The 23,534-nt window shown below is 69.2% G+C and carries 26 protein-coding genes; 22 read left to right on the forward strand and 4 right to left on the reverse strand.

The window, feature by feature from the left end; translation table 11 throughout:
• Positions 1-44 precede the first annotated feature (44 nt).
• From hemE to HCT51_RS00345, 20 genes are all read left to right on the forward strand, one after another.
• Complete coding sequence (hemE, locus tag HCT51_RS00250; protein WP_166876603.1) at positions 45-1,100, forward strand: uroporphyrinogen decarboxylase; 1,056 nt, start codon at positions 45-47, stop codon at positions 1,098-1,100.
• A complete protein-coding gene (locus tag HCT51_RS00255) occupies positions 1,097-2,353 on the forward strand; it encodes a protoporphyrinogen/coproporphyrinogen oxidase (RefSeq protein WP_166876600.1) in 1,257 nt (418 codons plus the stop codon). The genes hemE and HCT51_RS00255 overlap by 4 nt, the downstream gene beginning before the upstream one ends.
• Positions 2,354-2,395: 42 nt before the next feature.
• A complete protein-coding gene (locus HCT51_RS00260; RefSeq protein ID WP_191413679.1) occupies positions 2,396-2,818 on the forward strand; it encodes a YtxH domain-containing protein in 423 nt (140 codons plus the stop codon).
• Positions 2,819-2,824: 6 nt separating this feature from the next.
• Positions 2,825-3,310 carry a phage holin family protein gene (locus tag HCT51_RS00265; RefSeq protein ID WP_166876597.1) on the forward strand — a complete coding sequence of 162 codons (486 nt, stop codon included), beginning with the start codon at positions 2,825-2,827 and terminating at the stop codon, positions 3,308-3,310.
• Positions 3,307-3,537, forward strand: coding sequence for a DUF3618 domain-containing protein (locus tag HCT51_RS00270; protein WP_166876594.1), 231 nt, complete (start codon positions 3,307-3,309; stop codon positions 3,535-3,537). The genes HCT51_RS00265 and HCT51_RS00270 overlap by 4 nt, the downstream gene beginning before the upstream one ends.
• Positions 3,538-3,568: 31 nt before the next feature.
• Positions 3,569-4,237: a hydrogen peroxide-dependent heme synthase gene (gene hemQ / locus HCT51_RS00275; protein WP_224760594.1), complete on the forward strand. Its 669-nt coding sequence runs from the start codon at positions 3,569-3,571 to the stop codon at positions 4,235-4,237.
• Positions 4,234-5,445 carry a ferrochelatase gene (locus tag HCT51_RS00280; protein WP_370626876.1) on the forward strand — a complete coding sequence of 404 codons (1,212 nt, stop codon included), beginning with the start codon at positions 4,234-4,236 and terminating at the stop codon, positions 5,443-5,445. The genes hemQ and HCT51_RS00280 overlap by 4 nt, the downstream gene beginning before the upstream one ends.
• Positions 5,442-6,359: a hydroxymethylbilane synthase gene (gene hemC / locus HCT51_RS00285; protein WP_166876591.1), complete on the forward strand. Its 918-nt coding sequence runs from the start codon at positions 5,442-5,444 to the stop codon at positions 6,357-6,359. Before HCT51_RS00280 ends, hemC begins: the two co-directional genes overlap by 4 nt.
• The gene (locus HCT51_RS00290; protein ID WP_166876590.1) at positions 6,356-7,123 is read left to right on the forward strand and encodes a uroporphyrinogen-III synthase; all 768 of its coding nucleotides are present in this window, start codon (positions 6,356-6,358) and stop codon (positions 7,121-7,123) included. The genes hemC and HCT51_RS00290 overlap by 4 nt, the downstream gene beginning before the upstream one ends.
• Positions 7,123-8,100, forward strand: a complete 978-nt coding sequence (hemB, locus tag HCT51_RS00295; RefSeq protein ID WP_166876588.1) for a porphobilinogen synthase — start codon at positions 7,123-7,125, stop codon at positions 8,098-8,100. Before HCT51_RS00290 ends, hemB begins: the two co-directional genes overlap by 1 nt.
• Complete coding sequence (hemL, locus tag HCT51_RS00300; RefSeq protein ID WP_166876586.1) at positions 8,090-9,451, forward strand: glutamate-1-semialdehyde 2,1-aminomutase; 1,362 nt, start codon at positions 8,090-8,092, stop codon at positions 9,449-9,451. Before hemB ends, hemL begins: the two co-directional genes overlap by 11 nt.
• 158 nt (positions 9,452-9,609) lie before the next feature.
• Positions 9,610-10,299, forward strand: coding sequence for a GntR family transcriptional regulator (locus tag HCT51_RS00305; RefSeq protein WP_166876584.1), 690 nt, complete (start codon positions 9,610-9,612; stop codon positions 10,297-10,299).
• A gap of 119 nt (positions 10,300-10,418) precedes the next feature.
• Complete coding sequence (locus tag HCT51_RS00310; RefSeq protein WP_166876582.1) at positions 10,419-11,378, forward strand: sugar phosphate isomerase/epimerase family protein; 960 nt, start codon at positions 10,419-10,421, stop codon at positions 11,376-11,378.
• Positions 11,375-13,099, forward strand: coding sequence for a dihydroxyacetone kinase family protein (locus HCT51_RS00315; RefSeq protein WP_166876579.1), 1,725 nt, complete (start codon positions 11,375-11,377; stop codon positions 13,097-13,099). Before HCT51_RS00310 ends, HCT51_RS00315 begins: the two co-directional genes overlap by 4 nt.
• A gap of 13 nt (positions 13,100-13,112) precedes the next feature.
• The gene (locus HCT51_RS00320; protein ID WP_166876577.1) at positions 13,113-13,598 is read left to right on the forward strand and encodes a ribose-5-phosphate isomerase; all 486 of its coding nucleotides are present in this window, start codon (positions 13,113-13,115) and stop codon (positions 13,596-13,598) included.
• On the forward strand, positions 13,595-14,635 hold the full coding sequence (locus HCT51_RS00325; RefSeq protein ID WP_224760595.1) for a 4-hydroxythreonine-4-phosphate dehydrogenase PdxA: 1,041 nt from the start codon (positions 13,595-13,597) through the stop codon (positions 14,633-14,635). Before HCT51_RS00320 ends, HCT51_RS00325 begins: the two co-directional genes overlap by 4 nt.
• A 2-nt stretch (positions 14,636-14,637) precedes the next feature.
• Positions 14,638-15,387 (forward strand): triose-phosphate isomerase family protein, encoded by a 750-nt coding sequence (locus HCT51_RS00330; protein ID WP_166876570.1) that lies wholly within the window; start codon positions 14,638-14,640, stop codon positions 15,385-15,387.
• A 112-nt stretch (positions 15,388-15,499) separates the two neighbouring features.
• Positions 15,500-16,468 (forward strand): tripartite tricarboxylate transporter substrate binding protein, encoded by a 969-nt coding sequence (locus HCT51_RS00335; protein WP_370626879.1) that lies wholly within the window; start codon positions 15,500-15,502, stop codon positions 16,466-16,468.
• Positions 16,468-17,028 carry a tripartite tricarboxylate transporter TctB family protein gene (locus HCT51_RS00340; protein ID WP_166876564.1) on the forward strand — a complete coding sequence of 187 codons (561 nt, stop codon included), beginning with the start codon at positions 16,468-16,470 and terminating at the stop codon, positions 17,026-17,028. Before HCT51_RS00335 ends, HCT51_RS00340 begins: the two co-directional genes overlap by 1 nt.
• Positions 17,029-17,030: 2 nt before the next feature.
• The gene (locus HCT51_RS00345) at positions 17,031-18,605 is read left to right on the forward strand and encodes a tripartite tricarboxylate transporter permease (protein WP_166876562.1); all 1,575 of its coding nucleotides are present in this window, start codon (positions 17,031-17,033) and stop codon (positions 18,603-18,605) included.
• Positions 18,606-18,714: 109 nt separating this feature from the next.
• Here HCT51_RS00345 and panD read toward each other — a convergent pair whose 3' ends face one another.
• From panD to trhO, 3 genes are all read right to left on the reverse strand, one after another.
• A complete protein-coding gene (panD, locus tag HCT51_RS00350; RefSeq protein ID WP_166876922.1) occupies positions 18,715-19,125 on the reverse strand; it encodes an aspartate 1-decarboxylase in 411 nt (136 codons plus the stop codon).
• Between the two features lie 162 nt (positions 19,126-19,287).
• Complete coding sequence (locus HCT51_RS00355) at positions 19,288-20,313, reverse strand: 6-phosphofructokinase (protein ID WP_166876559.1); 1,026 nt, start codon at positions 20,311-20,313, stop codon at positions 19,288-19,290.
• 140 nt (positions 20,314-20,453) lie between these two features.
• On the reverse strand, positions 20,454-21,329 hold the full coding sequence (trhO, locus tag HCT51_RS00360; RefSeq protein WP_166876556.1) for an oxygen-dependent tRNA uridine(34) hydroxylase TrhO: 876 nt from the start codon (positions 21,327-21,329) through the stop codon (positions 20,454-20,456).
• Between the two features lie 78 nt (positions 21,330-21,407).
• Between trhO and HCT51_RS00365 the strand changes: the two genes are divergently transcribed.
• A complete protein-coding gene (locus tag HCT51_RS00365; protein ID WP_166876553.1) occupies positions 21,408-22,304 on the forward strand; it encodes a DNA-3-methyladenine glycosylase family protein in 897 nt (298 codons plus the stop codon).
• A 240-nt stretch (positions 22,305-22,544) separates the two neighbouring features.
• Entirely contained in the window at positions 22,545-23,102 is a 558-nt protein-coding gene (locus tag HCT51_RS00370) for an acyl-CoA thioesterase (RefSeq protein WP_166876550.1), read from the forward strand.
• 12 nt (positions 23,103-23,114) lie between these two features.
• Here the strand turns inward: HCT51_RS00370 and HCT51_RS00375 are convergent, their stop codons facing one another.
• Positions 23,115-23,534, reverse strand: coding sequence for a DUF1801 domain-containing protein (locus HCT51_RS00375; protein WP_166876547.1), 420 nt, complete (start codon positions 23,532-23,534; stop codon positions 23,115-23,117).

Raw genomic sequence — 23,534 nt, forward strand, 5'->3', positions numbered from 1 at the left:
ACGGTCATTTTAGCCTACAGATTTCTGTGCCTAGGCTTAGGGGCGTGCCCCTCGCTCCCACGCATCCCCTCGTCGACGGCCGTACCGCCGAATCCCCGCTGATCCGCGCCTATCGGGGTGACCGACCCGACACGCCTCCGGTGTGGTTCATGCGCCAGGCCGGACGCTCGCTGCCCGAGTACCGCGCGCTCCGTCAGGACGGCGACATGCTCGAGGCCTGCCTGACGCCGAGCCTGGCGAGCGAGATCACCCTGCAGCCGGTGCGCCGGCACGCGGTCGACGCCGCGATCTACTTCAGCGACATCGTGGTTCCGGTGAAGCTCGGCGGCGTCGCCGTCGACATCGTGCCGGGCCGCGGTCCGGTACTGGAGAACCCCATTCGTAGCGCAGCGGATGTCGCGGCCCTGCGCCCGATCGACCCTGCAGTCTTCGCGCCGATCAGCGAGGCCGTCGCCATGACGGTCGCCGAGCTGGGCTCCACTCCGTTGATCGGATTCGCCGGGGCGCCGTTCACCCTGGCCGCCTACCTGGTCGAGGGCGGCCCGTCGAAGGAGCACCTGCGCGCCCGCACAATGATGCACTCCGACCCGCACACCTGGGCGGCGCTGCTCAACTGGGCAGCCGACGCCAGCGGAATGTTCCTGCGCGCCCAAGTTGAGGCCGGGGCATCCGCTGTTCAGCTGTTCGACTCCTGGGTCGGCTCGCTGAGCGAGAACGACTACGTGCGCAGGGTTCGCCCGCACTCGAAGCGCGCCATCGACCACCTGCGCGGCCTCGACGTGCCGAAGGTGCACTTCGGCGTCGGCTCCGGCGAACTACTGCCCGCGATGCGGTCGATCGGCGCCGACGTGATGGGCGTGGACTGGCGCCTGCCGCTGGACGAGGCGAACCGCCGACTGGGCGGCACCACGCCGCTGCAGGGCAACATCGACCCGGCACTGCTGGCCGCACCGTGGCCCGTGCTCGAAGCGCACGTGCGCGCGGTGATCGAGGCCGGCCGGGCGGCGCCCGCCCACGTGGTGAACCTCGGCCACGGCGTTCCGCCGGACACCGACCCCGACGTGCTCACCCGGATCGTGCAGCTCGTCCACTCGTTATGACCCGCGACTTCGTGGTCGTCGGGGGCGGCGTCGGCGGACTCGTCGTCGCCCGTGACCTGGCCGCGGCCGGGGCACGGGTCACCCTGCTCGAGGCGAGCGACCGCCTCGGCGGCCAGGTGCGCCGCCACACGGTGGCCGGCATCGACCTCGACACCGGTGCCGAAGCCTTCGCGGTACGCGGGGGAGCGGTGCAGCAGCTGGCCACGCTGCTCGGGCTCGGCGGCGACATCGTGCCGCCGGCACCGGCCGGCGCCTGGCTGCAGCCCGCACAGGGCGCCGCCATCCCGCTGCCCGCGACGAGCCTGCTCGGCATCCCCGGCTCACCGCTCGCCACCGATGTGATCGCGGTGGTCGGCGGCGCGACCGCCTTCCGCGCCTACCTGGAGACGCTGCTGCCGGCCACGGTCGGCGCCAAGGCGCAGACGCTCGGCGAGCTGGTGCGCACCCGGATGGGCGCCGGCATCCTGAACAAACTCGTGGCGCCCGTGGTGACCGGCGTGCACAGCGCTCACCCCGACGACCTGCCGCTCGATCGGGTGGCGCCCGGACTGCGCAACGCGCTGCTGCGCGAGGGCTCGCTTGCCCGCGGCGTGCGCGACCTGCGCGAGAAGGCGCCGGCCGGATCGGCTGTGCTGGGCATCCGGGGCGGGATGGCGAGGCTCGTCGACGAGCTCACCGCCGACCTCGACCGGTACCAGGTGGACGTGCGACTCGGCCAGCCGGCCTCCGACGTGACGCCGGACGGCGCGCGCGTCGGCACCGAGATGCTTGCCGGCACCGTGATCGTGGCAGCGCCCGGCGTGCTCGCCCCGGCCACGCTGCGCCGGGCGGTGGTCGCCACCCTGGTCGTCGACGCGCCCGCGCTCGACTCCGCCCCGCGCGGCTCCGGGGTGCTGGTCGCCACCGGGGCGCCCGGCATCCAGGCCCGCGCGCTCACCCATGCGACGGCGAAGTGGCCGTGGCTGGCCGACCGGGCCGAGGGCCGTCACGTGATCCGGCTGTCCTATGACCGAGCCCACGACCGGTTCCGCGAGGTGGCCACCGCCGACGCGCAGACACTGCTCGGCGTGTCGATTCCGGCATCCGCGGTTCTGGGATTCGCTCACGTCGAATGGCAGCGCGCGGCCGCCCAGACGTATGCCGATACTGGAATACAGGTGGTTGGCGAGACTGCGGCGGGCACCGGGCTCGCCAGCGTGGTGGCGCAGGCCCGTTCCACCGCCCAGAATCTTCTTCAGGAGAACGGCCCCTGATCGGGGCTAGTGTTGAAATCCACACAACGAACGGAGAACACCGTGAAAGGCAAGATTCTCTTTGCGACCGGGTTGGCGGTCGGATACGTTCTCGGCAGCAAGGCCGGCCGCAAGCGCTACGACCAGATCAAGGCAGCCGCAGACAAGTTCTGGGGCGACCCCCGCGTGCACGAGCGCGTTGTGCAGGTCGAAGAATTCGTCAAGGACAAGGCTCCGGATGTCGCGGACCTCGTCGCTGAGGGCGCCAAGAAGGTCGCCGGCCAGGTGTCTTCGCTGAAGGACAAGCAGGCCGCCAAGAAGTCGAACGGCAGCGCCGCATCGAAGGGCGGCACCGCTTCCTCCTCCCCAACTGAGGGCAGCACCATCACCTCAAAGCCCGCCCCGGTGATCCCGAGCGGCACGTCGCAGTCCATCCCGCCTTCCCCGGACTTGTCGATTCCGCCGTCCGCGGGAAACCCCGGGTAGGACGACATGACGGAACCGAACGCGCAGCCGCGCGCCCGGCAACGATCGCTGTTCGCCCTGCTCGGCGACGTACCCACCCTGGTCAGTGACCTCGTTCGCAGCGAGTTCGAACTGCTCAAGGCCGAGATCGTCGGCAAGCTGAAGCTCGCAGGTGTCGGCGCCGGCCTGATCCTGATCGCCGCGGTGATCCTGCTGCTGTTCCTGGGCGTGCTGCTCACGGCGGCAATCTTTGCCCTGTCGCTGGTGATGCCGGGCTGGCTGGCCGCCCTGCTGGTGGCGCTGGTGCTGCTCATCATCATCGCGATTCTGGCCTTCATCGGATACCGCGAGATCAAGAAGGCCATGCCGCCCACTCCGACCGAGACGATTGACAGCGTCAAGCGCGATTACTTCGCCATCCGCGGAATCGTCGCCCGAAACGCACCCAACCGACAGCCGGCGAGCACACGCACCCGGTACGGCAGCACCCCAGCGGAGACGGAGCCCCGATGAGTGATACCACCGAGCTTCAGGCGAAGGCCGCGGCATCCCGCGCCGAACTCACCGCCACGCTCGACGCGATCGAAGATAAATTCAACATTCCCAAGCAGTCGAAGCTGATGGTGGAGCGGGCTCAGGCGTCGTACGAGCGCAACCCGGTGCCATGGATCATTGGCGCAACTGCTGCGTCTATCGTGGTGGTTGGACTGATGGCATGGGCCATCTTCTCCGACGACTAATTTCTGCAATACAAGGAGCGTCGCGATCACCGTGGCAACTGATACACCCGAACTTGGTTACACCCTCTGGGCAGTGTTGCGGCGGGACCCGCTGCGACCGGCCGCCGGATCACTGGACGACCTCGCCGACCGCGTGACTCAGGTCGACGCGGCGGGGGTGGACATCCGGGGCTTCTACGACGTCTCAGGCATGCGCGCCGACGCCGACCTGATGGTGTGGCTGCACGGCCCCGACCCGCAGCAGCTGCAGTGGGCGCTGCGCGAACTGCGCCGGGCCGGGCTGCTCAGCACCCTGCTGCCGACCTGGAACGTGATGGGCGTGCACCGCGACGCCGAGTTCACCGCCAACCACCTGCCGGCGTTCATGCGCGGCAAGGAGCCCAAGCAGTGGTTGACGGTGTACCCGTTCGTGCGCTCATACGAGTGGTACCTGCTGCCAGACGACGAGCGTCGGGCGATGCTCGGCAGCCACGGACGCAAGGGCGCCGAATTCCCGCAGGTGCTCGCCAACACGGTCGCGAGCTTCGCGCTCGGCGACTACGAGTGGATCCTGGCGCTCGAGGCCGACGATCTGGTCGACCTGGTCGACCTGATGCGCCACCTGCGGCAGACCGAGGCCCGCCGGCACGTGCGCGAGGAGGTGCCGTTCTACACCGGGCGGCGGATCGAACTCGCCGAGATCGCGGAGTTGCTGTCGTGACCATCACCAACGGTCACACGCCGAGCACGGCAACCGGGCCGGTACTGGGGGCGACGGATGTCTGTGCAACCGGTCACCCGTACGTCACCGAGCCCGTGGCCTACGACGCGATCCTGCTCGCCGGCTTCGGCGGCCCCGAGGGGCAGGATGATGTCATCCCGTTCCTCCGCAATGTCACCGGGGGCCGCGGAATCCCCGAGGAACGTCTCGAAGAGGTGGCCACGCACTACCGGCACTTCGGCGGCATCAGCCCGATCAACGAACACAACCGGCAGCTGAAGGCCGCACTCGAGGCCGAGCTCGCCTCGCGCGGCATCACCCTGCCCGTGGTGTGGGGCAACCGCAACTGGGCGCCGTACATGAAGGACGCCGTCGTCGAGGCGCACGAGCGGGGCTTCCGCAACCTGATCGCCGTGGCCACCAGCGCGTACAGCTCGTACTCCAGCTGTCGCCAGTATCGCGAGGACTTCGCGAAGGCGCTGGATGAGACCGGACTGCTCGGCACGGTGCACATCGACAAGGTGCGCCAGTTCTTCGACCACCCCGGCTTCGTCGAACCGTTCATCGAGGGCGTGCGCGCCGCGATGCTCGACCTCGCCGCGCAAGGCATCGGCCCGGCCGAGACGCACGTCATGTTCGCCACGCACAGCATTCCCACCACGGATGCCGAGCGCAGCGGGCCGTCGGACATCGATTTCGGTGACGGTGGCGCCTATGCGGCGCAGCACCGCGCCGTCGCCGCCGTGGTGATGGCCGCCGCCGCCGCGACCCCTTCGCTGGTTGAGCCTGTCGAAACCCCCTGGTCCCTCGTCTACCAGTCCCGGTCCGGGCCGCCCAGCATGCCGTGGCTCGAGCCCGACATCAACGACGCCATCGCGGAACTCGACAAGAGCACCGTCAAGGCCGTCATCATCGTGCCGCTCGGCTTCGTCAGCGACCACATGGAAGTGATGTGGGACCTCGACAATGAGGCCTTGGAAACCGCACAGCAGAACGGCTTCACCGCCATCCGCGTGCCTACCCCCGGCGTCAACCCGCGATACGTGACCGGTCTCGTCGACCTGGTCATGGAGCGGGTCACCGGCACCCCTGTCGCCGAGCGTCCGGCGCTCACCGAGCTCGGCCCCTGGTACGACATCTGCAGGCCGGGCTGCTGTGAGAACGTGCGTGCCGGGTTCAAGCCGGCCGCGGCAGGAGTTGCACCATGACCATCCGCATCGGAACGCGCGCCAGCGCGCTCGCCATGGCCCAAACCGGGATGATGGCCGAGCTGCTCGCGAAGAAGAGTGGTCAGGATGTCGAGATCATCCCGATCACAACCGAGGGCGACCGCAACAAGGCCTCGCTCGCCGAGATCGGCGGCACCGGCGTGTTCGCCGCGGCCCTGCGCGAAGCCCTGCTCGCCGGCGAATGCGACGTGGTGGTGCACTCCCTGAAGGACCTGCCGACCCAGCCGCTGCCAGGGCTCGCCATCGCCGCCATCCCGAAGCGGGCCGACGCCCGTGACGCGGTCTGCGCCCGCGACGGCTTCACCCTGGAGACCCTGCCGCAGGGCGCGCGCATCGGCACCGGCTCGCCGCGTCGCCAGGCGCAGCTGCGGTCTCGCCGTCCGGATGTCGAAGTGCTCGACATCCGCGGCAATGTGGACACGCGGCTCGGGCGCGTGGCATCCGGTGATCTGGATGCCGTGATCCTGTCGGTCGCCGGCCTCACCAGGCTCGGCCGCACCGAGGCCATCACCGAGTACCTGGACCTGTCCAGCTGGCCGACCGCCCCCGGCCAGGGAGCGCTCGCGCTCGAGACGCGCGCCGGCGAGGAGAAGCTCGTCGCGGCGCTGGACCACGGGCCCACCCGCACCATGGTCGAGTCCGAGCGTGGCGTGCTGCACCGGCTCGAGGCCGGATGCGCGGCACCCATCGGCGCGACCGCGATGATCGAGGACGGCATGCTGTTCGTCTCGGCCCGCGTGTACCGGCCAGACGGCACGGCCCACCTCACCAGCTCGCACGCCCTGTACGTGTCGGACTCTGCGGAGCCATCCGTCGAGGTATCGGCCCGCATCGCCGACGAATTGCTCGCAAACGGCGCCGCGGAGTTCGCTCCGCTCGGCGGCCAGTCATGACGGTAATCCCCACAAAACCTCTCGCTGGCTGGCGCGTGCTCGTGCCGCGCGGCGGGCGATGGGGTGACTCCGTCGCGGCGTCGCTGCGCGGCCTCGGCGCGGTTCCGGTGGTGGCCCCGATCATCAACTTCGCCAGCACCGACAACCCCGAAGCGCTGCAGGGCGCGCTGCGCGAGCTCGAGGCGGGCGCCTTTGCCTGGCTCGTCGTGACCAGCGCCACCACGGTGGACGTGCTCGCCAGCCACGGCACCACAGTGCCGGAGGGCACCCGGATCGCCGCGGTCGGCGAGACCACGGCCGGGGCGCTCAGCCTGGCCGGCTACGAGGTGGACTTCGTGCCGCAGGGCGACTACTCCGCCCGCGGCCTCTTCAAGGAGTGGCCCGGCGGCCACGGCTCCGGCCGCGTGCTGCTGCCGCAATCCGACATCGCGGAACCCACGCTGCTCGCCGGGCTCACCAAGCTCGGCTTTAACGTCACCTTCATCTCGGCGTACCGCACCGTCGGCGTGCCGGTTTCCGACGAGGTGGCGGCGGATGTCGCTTCCGGACGCATCAACGCCGTGCTCGTCTCCTCCGGCAGCGTCGCCCGGCAATTGGCCGCGCAGCTCGCCCCGCTGCCACCCGCCACCGTCGTCGCCTGCATCGGACCGCGCACAGCGTTCGACACCCGCTCGGCCGGGCTCACTGTGCACACCATCGCCGAAACCCGTTCGGCCCAGTCCCTCATCGAAGCTCTCGTCGAATATGCGGAGGTCCAGGCGTAATGGCCATCGTGGAACGTCCCCGGCGGTTGCGCGCCACAGCGCCGCTCCGCCGCCTGGTCGCGGAAACCCGGCTCAACCCGGCCGAACTCATCCTGCCGATGTTCGTGCGGGAAGGCATCGACGCACCGGTGCCGATCTCCTCGATGCCCGGGGTCGTGCAGCACAGTCTCGACTCGTTCAAGAGCGCGCTGCAGGATGCCGCGTCGGCCGGTATCGGCGGAGTGATGCTGTTCGGCGTCCCCGTGCACAAGGACGCCGTCGGCAGCGGCGCGACCGACGAGAACGGCATCCTCAACGTCGCTACCCGCGCGGCGGTCGCCGAGGTGGGTGACGCGCTCGTCGTGCAGACCGACCTGTGCCTCGACGAGTTCACCGACCACGGACACTGCGGTGTGCTGGACGCTGCCGGCCGGGTCGACAACGATGCAACGTTGCTGCGCTACCAGGAGATGGCGCTCGCTCACGCGGCCGCCGGTTCGGCGTTGATCGGACTGTCCGGAATGATGGACAACCAGGTCGAAGCGGTGCGGGAAGCGCTCGACGGCGCCGGATATTCCGACACCGCCATACTCGGATACGCCGCCAAGTACGCCTCATCGTTCTACGGGCCGTTCCGCGAGGCGGTCGACTCCTCGCTGCAGGGCGACCGGCGAACCTACCAGCAGGACCCGGCGAACCGTCGCGAGGGACTGCGCGAAGCGCGGCTCGACATCGAGCAGGGCGCCGACGTGATCATGGTCAAGCCGGCGTTGAGCTATCTCGACGTGCTCTCCGACGTGAGCGCCATCAGTGATATTCCGGTCTGGGCATATCAGGTGAGCGGCGAGTACGCGATGATCGAGGCCGCCGCGGCGCACGGATGGATCGACCGGGAGCGGGCGATCCTCGAGAGCATTGTCAGCATTCGGCGTGCGGGTGCCGACGCCGTGCTGACCTATTGGGCAACAGAAGTGGCTAGGTCACTGAATGGACACTAACGAGCAGCAGTTCGAGCAGGCACGGCAGCTGATCCCTGGCGGCGTGAACTCACCGGTTCGCGCCTTCGGGTCGGTCGGCGGAACACCCCGGTTCTTCGTCAGCGCGAACGGGCCGTACATCACCGACGTCGAGGGTCGCGAGTATGTCGACCTGGTCGCGTCGTGGGGTCCTGCCCTGCTCGGCCACGCACATCCGGACGTGGTGGCCGCCGTGCAGGACGCTGCGGCGCGCGGGTTGTCGTTCGGGGCGTCCACCCCGGGCGAGACCGAGTTGGCCGAGCTGATCCACAGCCGGGTGAGCGACAGCCGTCAGCCGTTCGGCGGCGCGCAGTCTGCCGTGCACCCGGTCGAGAAGGTGCGCCTGGTGTCCACCGGCACCGAGGCCACCATGACCGCGATCCGGCTGGCCCGTGGATTCACCGGCCGCGATCTGCTGGTCAAGTTCGCCGGCCATTACCACGGGCACTCCGACTCGCTGCTGGCCGAGGCGGGCTCCGGTGTCGCCACGCTGGCGCTGCCCGGTTCCGCTGGCATCACCGCCGCGACCGCCGCGCAGACTCTCGTGCTGCCGTATAACGACCTCGACGCGGTGCGGGCCGCGTTCGCCGAGCACGGCGACCACATCGCCGCCATCATCGTCGAGGCGGCATCCGCCAACATGGGCGTGGTGCCTCCGGCGCCTGGCTTCAACCGGGAACTCTCCCGCATCACCCGCGAGCACGGCGCGCTGCTGATCCTCGACGAGGTGCTCACCGGATTCCGCTCGGGCCCCGCCGGCTGGTGGGGTCTGGAAGCCTCCGGACAGGTGCCCGATGGCACCGGCTGGGTGCCCGACCTGATGACATTCGGCAAGGTCGTCGGCGGCGGGATGCCGCTGGCCGCCCTCGGCGGACGCGCCGACGTGATGGACTACCTGGCCCCGGTCGGCCCGGTGTACCAGGCCGGCACCCTGAGCGGCAATCCGCTCGCCGTGGCGGCGGGCATTGCCACACTGCGTGCCGCGGATGCCGCCGTCTACGAGCGGCTCAGCACGGTCGCCGATCAGGTGGCGTCCGCGACATCCGCCGCCCTCGCCGCCGAAGGCGTCGCGCACTCGGTGCAGCGCGCCGGAACCCTGTTCTCCTTCGCGTTCAGCGCGAATGCCCCGCACAACTATGCCGGCGTGAAGGCGCAGGATGCCTTCCGCTACCCGCCGTTCTTCCACGCGATGCTCGACGCGGGCGTGAACCTGCCGCCGTCGGTTTTCGAGGCCTGGTTCGTGACCTCAGCGCACGACGACGCAGCGGTGACCCGCATCCTCAACGCCCTGCCGGCCGCGGCGCGCGCGGCGGCGGCCGCACGGCCCGAGTAACCCGCCAAGCGGCTGAGGTACGGCCTTTGGTTCTTCCCGACCTCAGGGAAGGACTAAAGGACAGACCTCACGCGCCCGAACGGGGTTGAAGGGAGCTGAACGCGCCCGAACGGGCTTGAAGCGTCCGGTGACGCTCTGCGACGAACTACAGTAATCGCATGCCTATAGGATCTTCCATCCGCAGCGTCGCGTCGAGGCAGGTGCTCGCGGACCACGTCTACGACGAGCTCATGGTGGCGCTCATCGACGGCCGCCTCGAAGCGGATGAGCCGCTCAACATCGACGCGCTCGCCCGCGGCATGGAAATCTCGCAGACCCCGATCCGCGAGGCGCTGGCCAGGCTTGAGGCCACCGGCCTGGTGGTGCGCGCGGCGCTCAAGGGCTACCGGGTCGCCCCACTGTTCACCGTCGACGAGGTCACCGAGCTGATGGACGCCCGGCACCTGCTCGAGCCCGAGAACGCCTACCGCGCGTGCGCCCGCACCAGCACCGACCTCGTCGGAGAGCTCGCCCGCAGCATCGACGACCTCCGGCACTCCCCGACCGATCCCACCACCGGCACGATCAGGCCGTACTGGGAAGCGGACGAGCGCTTCCACCGGCTAATCGCCGAGAACGCGGGCAACCGGTTCCTGCTGGCGGCATACACCGCCCTTGGCGGCCACGTGCAACGCTTCCGCCTGTTCGGAGGGCTCGGGGTGAGTGACGCCGACCACGCCATCGCCGAGCACACCACGATCCTCGAGGCGTTCCAAGCGGGTGACGCGGATGCCGCGCGCCACCAGATGGAGCTGCACATCGAGAGCGTGAAGCGCCGCGCCATCGCCGATCAGGCGCACCACCACTGACGCTCGGCTGATCCTTCCGTGGGTTTCGCGACTTGACATCGCCCCCCGGATGCTCTTTCCTATAGGAAACAGGATTGAGCATTCGGCGCAGCCGAACGCCCACACAACGAGGTGTCGATTTGCCCCACACGAGCGAGAGCTGGCCCATCGCGGCCGCCCTGCATCAGTTCGCCCATCCCCGCGTGCAGGACGCCCCGGCCGAGGACTGGCTGCGCGACCTGCGCGAGGTCGCCCATGTCGGCTTCCAGCACGTCGACCTCACCGACAACTGGCTGCGCGTCGGCGATCTCACCCCCGAGCGCCTGGCCGAGTTCGAGCTGACTTTGGTCGCCGCCGGTCTCCGCCTGCCCGCGATCTCGATTACCCGTCGCAGCATCATCGACCCCGACACCGCGGCCGATAACCTGGCCTACACGCACCGCACCATCGAGGCCGGGGCGGCGCTCGGCGTCGAGGTGCTCTCGCTCGGCCTGCACCGCCCATTCACGCCGGCGCAACAGCAGCAGCTCTGGTTCTGGAACGCCCCCGGCGCCAGCGACCCCGAGCACGACGCCGACACCTGGGCGCTCGCGGTCTCCCGGTTCCGTGAGATCGGCAAGCACGCGGCCGAGGTCGGGATGATCGTGTCGCTGGAGATGTACGAGGACACCTACCTCGGCACCGCAGACAGCGCCGTGCGCCTGATTCAGGACATCGACCTGCCGAACGTCGGCCTCGACCCCGACATCGGCAACCTGGTGCGCCTGCACCGGCCGATCGAGGACTGGCGCGAGATGCTCGCCAAGACCCTGCCGTACACCAACTACTGGCAGGTCAAGAACTACTACCGCGACGAAGACCCGGCCACCGGCGCCATCGTCACCCACCCCGCGCCGCTCGCGCTCGGCTTCATCAACTACCGCGACGCCATTCGCGAGGCCCTCGCGCTCGGCTTCCAGGGCGTGCTCTGCTGCGAGCACTACGGCGGAGATGGCCTCGGCGTCAGCGCCATGAACATGCAGTACCTGCGCACGCTGCTGCCGCAGACCGCGCAGGCACCGGATGTCGCAACCCAGCCACAGCGGGAGGCCCAGCCGTGACCCACCTGATCACCGACGCCACCACCTTCGCCGACACCGCCATCGACGGCTTTGTGGCCGCCAACCGACGCTACGTGCGCCGCGTCGACGGCGGCGTCGTGCGATCCACCGTGATCCCCGACGGCCGGGTCGGCGTCGTCGTCGGCGGCGGATCCGGCCACTACCCGGCCTTCGCCGGCCTCGTCGGGCCTGGCCTGGCCGCCGGAGCCGTCTGCGGCAACATCTTCGCCTCACCGGCGACCGGACAGGTGTACCGGGTCGCCAAGTCGGTCGAGCGCGGCGCCGGCATCCTGCTCAGCTTCGGCAACTACGCCGGCGACGTGCTGCAGTTCGGCCTGGCCGAGGAAAGGCTGCGCGGCGAAGGCCTGGACGTGCGCACCGTGGTCGTCACCGACGACATCGCCAGCGCCGGGCCCGACGAGATCGAGAAGCGCCGCGGCGTCGCTGGCGATCTCACCGTGTTCAAGATCGCCGGCGCCGCGGCAGAGACCGGCGCGAGCCTGGACGAGGTGGAACGCCTCGCCCGCAAGGCGAACGCCCGCACCCGCTCGCTCGGCGTCGCGTTCTCGGGCTGCACGCTGCCCGGGGCATCCGAGCCGCTGTTCACGGTGGCGCCGGGAATGATGGCCATCGGCCTCGGCATCCACGGAGAGCCCGGCCTCAGCGAGAGCGCCGTCAGCACCGCCCCGGAGCTTGCCGACCTGCTGACCGCACGCCTGCTCGACGAGATCCCGGCTGACGTCACCGAGCGTCGCGCCGTCGTCATCCTGAACGGACTCGGTTCCTTCAAGTACGAGGAGCTGTTCGTGCTCTTCTCCGCCGTGTCGGAGCGCCTGACCGCCGCCGGCGTCGAGATCGTCGAACCGGAGTGCGGCGAACTGGTCACCAGCCTCGACATGGCCGGCGTCTCGCTCACCCTGTTCTGGGTCGACGACGAGCTGGAACGGCTCTGGCGCGCTCCCGCCGACACCCCGGCCTTCCGCAAGGGCGAGGTCATCCCGACCGAGCCGGACAACCGCGCCGCCGAGTCGGATGTCGCGACCGCAACCATCGCGCCCGCCAGTGCCGATCAGGCCGCCGCCGCCGCGGCAGCCCTGGAACTGCTGCGCGCGGTGCGCCAGGTCGTGCTCGACGGTGAGGACGAGTTCGGTCGCATCGACGCCATCGCCGGCGACGGTGACCACGGCATCGGCATGAGCCGCGGTGTCACCGGGGCCCTCTCCGCCGCCGAACGCGTGGTCGCCCACCACGGTGACGTGGTGCGGCTGCTACACGATGCCGGCGAAGGCTGGTCGGAGCACGGCGGCGGCACGTCGGGCGCACTCTGGGGGATCACCCTCACCGGCGCCGGCAGCAGCCTCGCCGCGGCATCCGCCCTGGACGCCCGCGCGATCGCCGACGCCGTCACCGCCGGACTCGCCGGCGTGCAGCGTCTCGGCAAGGCCCAGATTGGCGACAAGACCCTCGTCGACGCCTTCGTGCCGTTCGCCGAGGAGCTCGGCCGCGCCGTCGAGGGAGGGCAGCCCCTCCCGGCCGCCTGGCGGTCCGCCGCCGAGGCCGCGAACACCGCCGCGGCCGCCACCGCCACGCTGAAGCCCAGGCTCGGGCGAGCCCGCCCGCACGTCGAGCGAAGCGTGGGACATCCGGATGCCGGCGCCGTCTCGTTCGCCCGCATCGTCACCACCATCGGTGAGCGGCTCTCGGCCGCCACGGCAGAATAGGCAAGAAGGAATCATGACCGCGCACCTGCACAGCACCGCCCCACTGCACATTGTCATCGGATCGGATGACGCCGGCTTCGACTACAAGGAAGCCCTGAAGAAGGACCTCGAGGCCGACCCCCGTGTGGCCTCCGTCACCGACGTCGGCGTCGACGCTGACGGCCACACCGCATACCCGCACGTCGCGGTGACCGCGGCCCGCAAGGTGCGGGCCGGAGACGCCGACCGCGCCCTGCTGTTCTGCGGCACCGGACTCGGCGTGGCCATCGCAGCGAACAAGGTCCCCGGCATCCGTGCCGTCACCGCCCACGACAGCTACTCGGTGGAGCGCGGCGTGCTCAGCAACAACGCGCAGGTGCTCACCATGGGGCAGCGCGTCATCGGCCTGGAACTGGCCAGGCGGCTGGTTGGCGAATGGCTCGACTACCGCTTCGACACCACCTCCGCGTCGGCCGACAAGGTCGACGCCATCTCCAGCTACGAAAGGCCCGCACTGTGAGTACCTCGACCAGCACCTCCATCAGCACCGCCCCCAGCGCCGGCACCGCGACGCGCCTGCCGCGGATCGCGCTGACTCTGGGCGACCCTGCCGGCATCGGCCCGGAACTGGCCGCCAAGCTGCTCGCGCGCCCCGGAAGCCTGGATGCCGCCGAGGTCTACGTGCTCGCCGACGCATCGGAGCTGGAAGCCGCCGCGCGAATCGCCGGCGTGCAGATCCCGCTCGCCGACGAGCCCACGCCCGGGCACGCGGTGCTGCTGGATGACTCCTCCGCACCGACCGAGCCGATCCCGGCCCAGCAGGTCAGCGTCGAGGCCGGTGCCCGCGTGATGCACCAGCTCACCCGCGCGCTGCAGCTGGCGAACGAGGGCAAGATCGACGCCATCGTCTTCACCCCGCTCAACAAGACCAGCCTCAAGCTCGCCGGCATGAACCACGAAGACGAACTGCGCTGGTTCGCGCACGAGCTGGGCCACACCGGCGTCACCAGTGAGCTCAACGTGCTCGAGGACCTCACCACCGCCAGGGTCACCTCGCACATCCCGATCTCCGAGGTGGCGCAGCACATCAAGGCCCCCGCGGTCACCGCCGCGATCGAGCTACTGAACGAGACCCTGCTCGGCTCGGGCCTGGCGGCGCCGCGCATCGGCGTCTGCGCGCTCAACCCGCACGGCGGCGAGAACGGCAACTTCGGCCGCGAGGAGATTGACGAGATCGCTCCCGGCGTGGAAGCCGCGCGCGAACTCGGCATCGGCGTCGAGGGCCCGTTCCCGTCCGACACCATCTTCGCCGCCAAGCGCCACGACTTCGACGGCATCGTCACGATGTACCACGACCAGGGTCAGATCGCGATGAAGCTCATCGGCTTCGACCGAGGCGTCACCATTCAGGGCGGGCTGCCCGTGGTGATCGCCACGCCCGCGCACGGCACCGCGTTCGACATCGTCGGCAAGGGAATCGCCGGCACCGGCGCCACCGAGCACGCCTTCGACCTCGCGGTCAGCATCGCCGCCCGCAAGCTCGTCGCCGCGGTCTAGGCATGGGTAAGCAGTACGTCGGGGTCAGCACCAAGGCCTACCTCGGATACCACCAGACACTCGACTGGCTCGCCGAGTCCCGGGAGGCGGTGCTGGCTCGCCCCGGCCTTGCCGATGCCGGGGTGGTGCCGTTCGTCATCCCGTCGTTCCCGCTCCTTCCCGCCGCCCTGCAAACCTTCCGCGACACCGGCGTGATCGTCGGCGCGCAGAACGTGGCATGGGGCGACGGCCCACTCACCGGCGAGGTGTCGGCATCCATGCTGGCCGAACTCGGCGTCGGCCTCGCCGAGATCGGCCACGCCGAGCGCCGCGACCTGTTCGGCGAAACCGACGACGTGGTGGCGCTGAAGTACCGGGCGAGTTCGCAGGCCGGGGTCACCGCCCTGCTCTGCGTGGGAGAGCCGCAGCGGCTGTCACCAGCGGATGCCGCGGAGCACTGTGCGCGGCAGGTGACCGCCGCGGTGCCGACCGGCGCGCGCGGTGACCTGCTGCTCGCCTACGAACCGATTTGGGCGATCGGCGCGGACGCGCCGGCCGACCCCGACTACGTCACCGCGGTGGTGCGCGAACTCCGCGCCCGTCTGGAGCCGGCGTACCCCGACCTCGCCCTCAGTATCCTCTACGGCGGCAGCGCCGGACCGGGGCTGATCGCCCGGCTCGACGGGGTGGACGGCCTCTTCCTCGGCCGCTTCGCGCACGACGCCGCGAACTTCGCGCAGGTGCTCGACGAGGCATCCGCGCGTCGCCCATGACCATGTTGCGTCGCTGTCGTGGTTCTGCCACACTGCGAGTCATAGATCCAATAGGATCTTTGATTGCCAACCAACCCCACTGGTATTCATCAAAGGAGATAGACAGACAATGGTGTCAACCACAGCAAAGGTGACCGCGATCGGCGCAGCCGCCATCCTGGCCCTCACCGCCTGCAGCTCGGGCGCATCCTCGGCCGACAGCGAAGGCGGAGCATTCAGCCTCTCCGGCGACGCGCGCATGATCGTTCCGTTCAGCGCCGGCGGCGGCAGCGACCTCAGCGGCCGCGCCATCGCCGCTGGGCTCGAATCGGTCACCGGAACCAACGTCAGTGTGGAGAACCGCGAGGGCGGCTCCGGCGCGGTGGGCTACTCGCACTTCCTCGCGCAGGAGGGCAAGGACAACTACCTGCTCGCCTCCGAGACGGCGATGCTCGCCCTGCCGCTCACCCAGGACGTCGAATTCGACTTCACCAGCTTCACCCCGATCATGAAGCTCGGCGATGACTACACCCTGCTCGTGGTCGCACCCGACTCGCCGTTCGAGACCTGCACCGACGTCGTCGACCAGGCGAAGACCGACCGCGTCGTCGCGGCCGTGTCCGGCGCCACCAGCCTCGACGAGATCGTCTTCACGCTGGTTGAGGACGAAATGGACGTCAAGTTCGACCGCGTTCCGTTCGAATCGGGCAGCGAAGTGCTCGCGTCCCTGCTCGGCGGCCAGATCGACATCGCCTCGCTGAACCCGGGCGAGGTGCTCGGCCAGCTGGAATCCGGCGACCTGAAGGCGCTCTGCGCGTTCTCGGATGAGCGCTACGAGTACGACCAGCTCGCCGACATCCCCACCGCCAAGGAGCAGGGCATCGACGTGGCGTTCGCGCAGTTCCGTGGCTTCATCGCCCCGGGCGGCATCAGCGACGACGCCAAGGAGTTCTGGATCAACGCGGCCAAGGAGTTCGAGAAGTCGGACGCCTACGCCGAGTACATCGAGCAGAATGTGATGCAGGCCAACGCCGTTTACGGCGACGACTTCGTCACGTACCTCGAGGGCAACAACGAAGACCTCAAGAAGGTACTGAAGTAGTGGAATCTGCACGACTCAAGGTCGCCGGGATCGCGTTCACCGCGGTCCTGGCGGCCGTCGGCGTTGCCGCCGTCATCGGCGGCATCGGCTATGGCGCATTCGGCGAGGAAGGCCGCATCGGGCCGGGCTTCCTGCCCGTCCTGGCAGGCGGCCTCGTCGCCGCATTCGCCGTGATCGACATCATCGGCCGGCTGCTCGAGCGGCGCCAACACAACTACGACGCCGAACTCGCGCTCGACACCGAAGCCATCGACGCACTGCAGGCCGAGGTCGACACCGAGAAGGCGACGGATGTCGACATCTTCGGTCGCACCCAGAAGCAGCGCAACCGCATGCTCGTCGCGGTCACCGGCATCCTGATCGTGGCGCTGCTACTGGTCAACGTGATTGGCTTCCTGCTCGCCTTCGGTCTCATGCTGTTCGTGATCGCCGTGGTCATCGAGAAGCGCAAGATGCTCTCCTCTCTCATCGTCACCGTGGCAGCCCTCGCTGTCGCCTGGCTCGTCTTCGGGGTTCTGCTGCGCGTGCCGCTGCCCCAGGGCCTACTCGGAATTCTGTAGCCATGATTGACAACCTCATCCTCGGTTTTGAGACCGCGCTCACCCCCGAGAACATCCTCTGGTGCTTCATCGGCGTGCTCATGGGCACGATCATCGGCCTCATGCCGGGTCTCGGGTCCACCACCGGTGTCGCCATCCTGATCCCGCTGACCCTGGCGCTTGAGCCGGTCACCGCGCTGATCATGCTCGCCGGCATCTATTACGGCGCCCAGTACGGCGGAACCATCACCTCGGTGCTGATCTCCACGCCCGGTGAAGCGGCGAGCGTGGTAACCACGCTGGACGGTTACCAGATGGCCAGAAACGGTCGAGCGGGCGCCGCGCTGGCGATCAGCGCCATCGGCTCGTTCGTCGCCGCGATCATCTCGCTCGCGCTGCTGATGGCGCTCGCCCCGCCGCTGGCCGACCTGGCACTAAACTTCGGCCCGGTCGAGAACCTCGCGATCATGATCCTCGGACTGGTGATCGTGGTCAGCTTCGCCGGCGGCTCGCTCGCGCGAGGCCTGATGATGGCCGCTGTCGGTCTGCTGATCTCCACGGTCGGCGTCGCCACCGGCTTCAGCGACGCCCGGTTCACGTTCGGCAACATCGACCTGCTCGGCGGCATCCCGTTCGTCGAGGTGATGATCGGCCTGTTCGCGCTCGGTGAGGTGCTGTACCAGATTAGGGTCGGTGCCGCGGCGCCCATCCGCACCCGGTTCCGCGACATGGTGATCACCAAGTCCGAGCTGAAGCGCTCGACCGGTCCGATCCTGCGCGGCAGCGGCATCGGCTTCCTGCTCGGCATCCTGCCCGGCGCCGGATCCACGCTCGCCTCGTTCATGTCGTACGGCATCGAGAAGAAGGTGTCGAGAAACAAGCACCTGTTCGGCAAGGGAGCCATCGAGGGCGTCGCCGCACCGGAGGCCGCGAACAATGCGGCAGCGAACGCGAACTTCGTGCCGACGCTGGCGCTCGGCATCCCCGGCGGTGGCACCACCGCGGTGCTGCTCGGAGCGTTCACCATCTACGGCCTGCAGCCCGGCCCGCTGCTGTTCGAGACCCAGCCGACCCTGGTCTGGGGACTGCTCGTCTCGTTCTTTATCGGCAACGTGCTGCTGCTGATCCTGAACCTGCCGCTGGCGCCGGTGTTCGCGCAGATGCTGCGGATCCCGTACGGCTACCTGTACCCGATCATCCTGCTGACCAGCTTCATCGGCGCCTACTCGGTGAGCAACAACATGTTCAGTGTGGTGCTGGTGCTGATCTTCGGCATCGTCGGCTACATCATGAAGGAACTCGACCTGCCGGTCGCCCCGCTGGTGCTCGGCCTCGTGCTCGGCCCGCTGTTCGAGAAGGCCCTCGTGCAGACCTCGGCGCTCGGCCAGGGCAGCTTCGGCATCATGCTGGAAAGCCCGATCTCGATCGGCATCCTGCTGCTCGCGGCGCTGCTCGCGTTCGGCCCGATGGTCTTCGGCAAGCTGCGCGCCCGTCGCAAGGCTGCCGCGGGCGCTGCGGGTACGAGCGCAGGCGCAGCCACGGGCTCGGACACCGAGCAGGACACCGAGCAGGACACGGAGTCGGTCGAGTCGAAGTAGCCTCCGTCATTCCGCAGAGAACGCCCATGTTTGCTCAGAGCATGGGCGTTCTCTGCGGAATCACGCGTGTGGCCGCAGCACTCACGCTGGGGTCGCCGGCAGTCGAGGGCTAAAGCGCGAGCGGGGCCCGCACGGCGTCGACACCGGTGGCGTCCGCGGCATCCGCTCCCAGATGCACGATGCGGTTACCGGCGTCCACATGCACGATCGCCGGCTGGAAGGCGCGCGCCTCGTCCGGGGTCATCTGCGCGTACGCGATCAGGATGACGAGGTCGCCGGGGTGCACCAGGTGCGCGGCGGCGCCGTTGATGCCGAGCACGCCGCTGCCGGGCTCGCCGGCGATCGTGTAGGTCTCGAGCCGCGCCCCGTTGGTGATGTCGACAATGGAGACCAGTTCACCGGGCAGGATGCCGGATGCCTCAAGCAGCTCGCTGTCGACGGTGACCGAGCCGACGTAGTGCAGGTCGGCGTGGGTGACCGTGGCGCGGTGGATCTTGGACTTCAGCATCGTGAGCAGCATGACGCGTCCACGATACTCGTGCCGCGGCATCCGGACCCTTCTGGACGCGGCGAAATTCTCCGGTCGGCTGCTCCACGGACGGACTTCGGCGGCTCGGAAGGACGGTTTAGCGCGAAATCATCCTCCCGAGCCGCCGAAGTCCGACCGAGCAGGTCGGGAAACTCAGCCGAACAGGATGCGGGCCTCGTCGTACCGGGCCTGCGGCACGGTCTTCAGGTTGCCGAGCGCCTCTTCGAATCCGACCGTGACGATGTCGGTGCCGTGGAGCGCCACCATCTGGCCCCACTGCTTGTCCAGGGCGAGGTCGAGCACGGCCATGCCGAGCCGGGTGGCGAGCACCCGGTCGTACGAGGTGGGCGTGCCGCCGCGCTGGATGTGGCCGAGGGTGGTGGCGCGGGTCTCGATCCCGGTGCGCTCCTCGATCACCGGCGCGAGCTTCTCGCCAATGCCGCCGAGCCGGGGCCGTCCGAACGCATCGAGGCCGCGTTCGTGGTGCGGGTCGTCCATGGTGTCGAGCTCGAAGCCCTCCGACACCACGATCAGCGGTGCGCGACCGCGGTCGTGGGCGCTGGTCACCCACTCGATGATCTGGTCCATCGAGGTCTTCTGCTCCGGGATCAGGATGGCGTGAGCCCCGGCGGCCATGCCGGAGTGCAGCGCGATCCAGCCCACGTGCCGGCCCATCACCTCGGCGATCATGCAGCGGCCGTGCGAGTCGCCGGTGGTGCGCAGGCGGTCCATCGAGTCGGTGGCGATCTGCACGGCGGTGTCGAATCCGAACGTGTAGTCGGTGGCGGAGATGTCGTTGTCGATCGTCTTCGGTACGCCCACCAGCGGCAGGCCCTCATCGGACAGTCGCTTCGCGGCGGCCAGGGTGCCCTCGCCGCCGATCACGATGATCGACTCGATCTCGTTGCGGGCCATCACCTCGCGGATGCGGTCTGGTCCGCCGTTGCCCTCGAACGGGTTGGTGCGCGAGGTGCCGAGGATCGTGCCGCCCTGCTTGCTGATGCCGCGCACTTCGTGGCGGCCGAGCGGGATCAGGTCTTCCTCGATCACACCCTTCCAGCCGTTCTTGAAGCCGACGAACTCCTGGCCGTTGAGCGTCTGCCCCTTCAGCACGGCGGCACGAATGACCGCGTTGAGACCGGGAGCGTCGCCGCCCGACGTGAGGATGCCAATTCGCATGAATGCGCCTGCCTTCTGGGTGGTGGTGCGGACGCTTGCGACGCCCGCCAGGGTCAGGGTGATGTTGGGGTTGAGCTTATCGCGGGCGGCGGAACGGCTGAGTTGACGGCGTCATGTGACGGATGTCGCGGCCGACGGCTTCAGGCGGCGGGCTCAACCGCGTGCCGCTCGCAGGCCACCGCGTCGCAGGCCTCGCACACCACGAACTGGTCGCGGCAGGACGGCTCGGTGCAGTTGCGCATCCGGCTGGTGGGGTTGCCGCAGGCGACGCAGTGCCCGAGTACCGCGGCATCCGGAGTGAAGTTCACCGCCATCCGCTGGTCGAAAACGTACAGCGAGCCCTGCCACAGGCCGGCGTCCCCGAATCGCTCGCCGTAGCGCACGATGCCGCCATCGAGCTGGTAGACCTCGCTGAAGCCGCGGTTCAGCATCAGCGAGGACAGCACCTCGCAGCGGATGCCGCCGGTGCAGTACGTGACGATCGGCTGGTCCTTGAGGTGGTCGTACTTGCCGCTGTCAAGCTCGGCGACGAACTCGCGGGTGTTCGCGACATCCGGAACCACCGCGCCCTCGAACCGGCCGATCTCGGCCTCGAACGCGTTGCGGCCGTCGAAGAAGGTGACGTCGCGGGATGCCACGAGCTCGTGCAGCTCGTCGGGGGAGAGGTGCGTGCCGCCTCCGACGACGCCGTTCGCATCGACCTTCAACTCGCCAGGTGCGCCGAAGCTGACGATCTCGTCGCGCACCTTGACGCTGAGCTTGGGGAAGTCGTCGCCGGTGCCCTCGCTCCACTTGAAGTCGATGTTCTTGAAGCTTGCGTACTCGCGGGTCTTGCGCACGTACTTCTTGACGGCCTTGAGGTCGCCGCCGATTGTGCCGTTCATGCCGTCGGCGGAGAGGATGATTCGCCCCTTCAGCCCGAGCGATTCGCACAGGTCGCGCTGCCAGAGGCGGACTGCGTCGGGGTCGGCGAGGGGCGTGAAGACATAGAACAGCAGGATCTTCGGAATGGCCACGAGCGTCCAGTGTAGGCGGGGTGTGCTGGGTGCGCGGTTGGCGTCCACCCCCTCAGCCGACTGGCGTAGCCTGCCTGCATGCCCCTCGAGTCGACCTACGCTCCGCGCGAGCCGGTCGACCTTCGCCAGACGCTCGGCCCGGTCGGCCGCGGCACGTACGACCCCACCTTCCGTTGGGAGGGGTCGAACGTCTGGCTGACGCTGCGCACTCCGGACGGCCCGGCCACCCTGCATCTGCGCGCCGGCGCCGAGATTGCCGCCACGGCCTGGGGCCCGGGCGCCGAGCACGCGATCGCCGGCGTGCCCGACCTCTGCGGGGCTGGCGACGACTGGTCAGCCCTCGACGTGAGCGGCAATGCGCTGTTGGCCGAGACGAGGCGACGGATGTCGGGACTCAGGCTGCCGCGCACCGGCCGGGTCTTCGCGGCGCTGATGCCGGCCATCCTCGAGCAGAAGGTCACCGCGGTCGAGGCGCTGCGCGCGTGGCGGCAACTGGTCACCAAGCACGGCGAGGAGCCGCCCGGGCCGGCGCCCCTCGGCATGCGGCTGATCCCCACCGGTGACGGCTTCAAGCGGATCCCGTCCTGGGAGTGGCACAAGGCCGGCGTCGGACCGCAGCGCTCCGCGACGGTCATGCGCGCGGCCGCCGTCGCGGCGTCGATCGACCGGCTGGCTGACAAGGATGACGCGGGGGCGCGCCTGCGCAGCATCCCGGGCATCGGCATCTGGACCGCCGCGGAGGTGACCCAGCGCTCGCACGGCGACCCCGACGCGGTGAGTGTCGGCGACTACCACCTGGCCGCGTTCGTCGGCTGGGCGATGGTCGGTGCGCCGGTCGACGATGACGGCATGCTCGAACTGCTGGAACCGTGGCGCGGCCACCGGCAACGGGTGGTGCGGCTGCTGCTGGCGAGCGGGGTGCGCAAGCCCGCATTCGGCCCGCGGATGACAATCCAGGACCACCGCCGGCACTGAGCGGAGTGCTCGGTGCTTGGTGCGGGTGGGATCCTCGGGGCGGGCGGGCGTGCTGGTCGGGGCGTCTGATCCAGTTTGTCGGGTCTGAGCCACCGCGCCGTGGCTCAACCCCGACGAAGTGGATCAAAAGGCCACGGGCGAGTGCTTGCGCACCAGTCGGCGCCGGTGTCCGCGGCATCCGTTTGTGGCATCTCTACAGTCGAATCTCCGATGCGTTGCGGGGTTCGCTAGTCTGCCGGAGTGAATCTGCTTTGGCGCACCCTGCTGCATCTCTGGCTCTCCGCCCGCCGCGCGAAGGTCGGCCCGTTCGATGTGGTGCGCACCAACTTCCGGGTGCTGCCGACCGACCTGGACATCTACCGGCACATGAACAACGGCCGGTACCTCTCCATCGCCGACATCGGCCGGTTCGACCTGCTGAAGCGCAACGGCATGTATGAGGAGATGACCCGGCGCGGCTGGTACCCGGTGGTGGCGAGCTCCACGATCAGCTACCGCAAGTCGCTGATGCCGTGGCAGCGCTTCGTGGTTGAGAGCCGGTTCCTGGGCTATGACGAGCGCGCGGTGTACCTCGAGCAGCGTTTCGTGGTGAAGGGTGAGGTGTACGCCCGGATGTACCTGCGCGGGCGCTTCCTGAAACGCGGCGGCGGACACGTGCACATGGCCGAGCTTCACGACGTGATCGGCGTCGCCCCCCACGAGGTGCAGGTGCCGGAGTGGCTGCTGACCTGGGGAACGGATGTCGCGCTGCCCAGCACCCGCACGCCGACGCCCAGCCATTGGGAATCAGCGGGGTAGCGGGCGTCGGCGCTACGCGAAGATCCCGTTCGCCAGACCATAGGCGCGGGAAACCAGCTCGCGCAGCACCGTCTCGTCGATGTCCTCGAGCTTCTTCACGTAGATGCAGCCCTTGCCGAGGGTGTGCTTGCCGAGCTTGCCCAGCAGCGGCCGCAGCTCCTCGTGGTCGAGCAGCCCGTAGAAGGTGATCGCCGCCTTACGCGGCGAGAACCCGACCTTGGGCCAGTCGCCCTCGCGCCCGCTCTTGCCCCGGTAGTGCTGCGAGCCGTAGCCGATCATGCTCGGCCCCCACATGATCGGGACATCGCCGGTCGCGTCGCTCATCAGGGCGAGCACGCGCTCGCCCTGCTCGCGGCGCTTGTCCTCCGGCAGCTGGGCGATGAAATCGGCGGGCGCCACCTCGGTGGGCAGGGTCTTCTGGGCATCCGCCAT

The organism is Salinibacterium sp. ZJ450 (assembly GCF_011751885.2).
Classification (GTDB): Bacteria; Actinomycetota; Actinomycetes; order Actinomycetales; family Microbacteriaceae; genus Ruicaihuangia.

Coding starts and splice junctions, on each gene's coding strand:
- HCT51_RS00265 (WP_166876597.1), top strand. CDS start 2,825: ATGACGGAACCGAACGCGCAGCCGCGCGCCCGGCAACGATCGCTGTTC.
- HCT51_RS00355 (WP_166876559.1), bottom strand. CDS start 20,313: ATGCGAATTGGCATCCTCACGTCGGGCGGCGACGCTCCCGGTCTCAAC.
- HCT51_RS00320 (WP_166876577.1), top strand. CDS start 13,113: ATGACCGCGCACCTGCACAGCACCGCCCCACTGCACATTGTCATCGGA.
- HCT51_RS00365 (WP_166876553.1), top strand. CDS start 21,408: ATGCCCCTCGAGTCGACCTACGCTCCGCGCGAGCCGGTCGACCTTCGC.
- HCT51_RS00375 (WP_166876547.1), bottom strand. CDS start 23,534: ATGGCGGATGCCCAGAAGACCCTGCCCACCGAGGTGGCGCCCGCCGAT.
- HCT51_RS00330 (WP_166876570.1), top strand. CDS start 14,638: ATGGGTAAGCAGTACGTCGGGGTCAGCACCAAGGCCTACCTCGGATAC.
- panD (WP_166876922.1), bottom strand. CDS start 19,125: ATGCTGCTCACGATGCTGAAGTCCAAGATCCACCGCGCCACGGTCACC.
- HCT51_RS00255 (WP_166876600.1), top strand. CDS start 1,097: ATGACCCGCGACTTCGTGGTCGTCGGGGGCGGCGTCGGCGGACTCGTC.
- HCT51_RS00290 (WP_166876590.1), top strand. CDS start 6,356: ATGACGGTAATCCCCACAAAACCTCTCGCTGGCTGGCGCGTGCTCGTG.
- HCT51_RS00270 (WP_166876594.1), top strand. CDS start 3,307: ATGAGTGATACCACCGAGCTTCAGGCGAAGGCCGCGGCATCCCGCGCC.
- HCT51_RS00305 (WP_166876584.1), top strand. CDS start 9,610: ATGCCTATAGGATCTTCCATCCGCAGCGTCGCGTCGAGGCAGGTGCTC.
- HCT51_RS00345 (WP_166876562.1), top strand. CDS start 17,031: ATGATTGACAACCTCATCCTCGGTTTTGAGACCGCGCTCACCCCCGAG.
- hemL (WP_166876586.1), top strand. CDS start 8,090: ATGGACACTAACGAGCAGCAGTTCGAGCAGGCACGGCAGCTGATCCCT.
- hemB (WP_166876588.1), top strand. CDS start 7,123: ATGGCCATCGTGGAACGTCCCCGGCGGTTGCGCGCCACAGCGCCGCTC.
- hemC (WP_166876591.1), top strand. CDS start 5,442: ATGACCATCCGCATCGGAACGCGCGCCAGCGCGCTCGCCATGGCCCAA.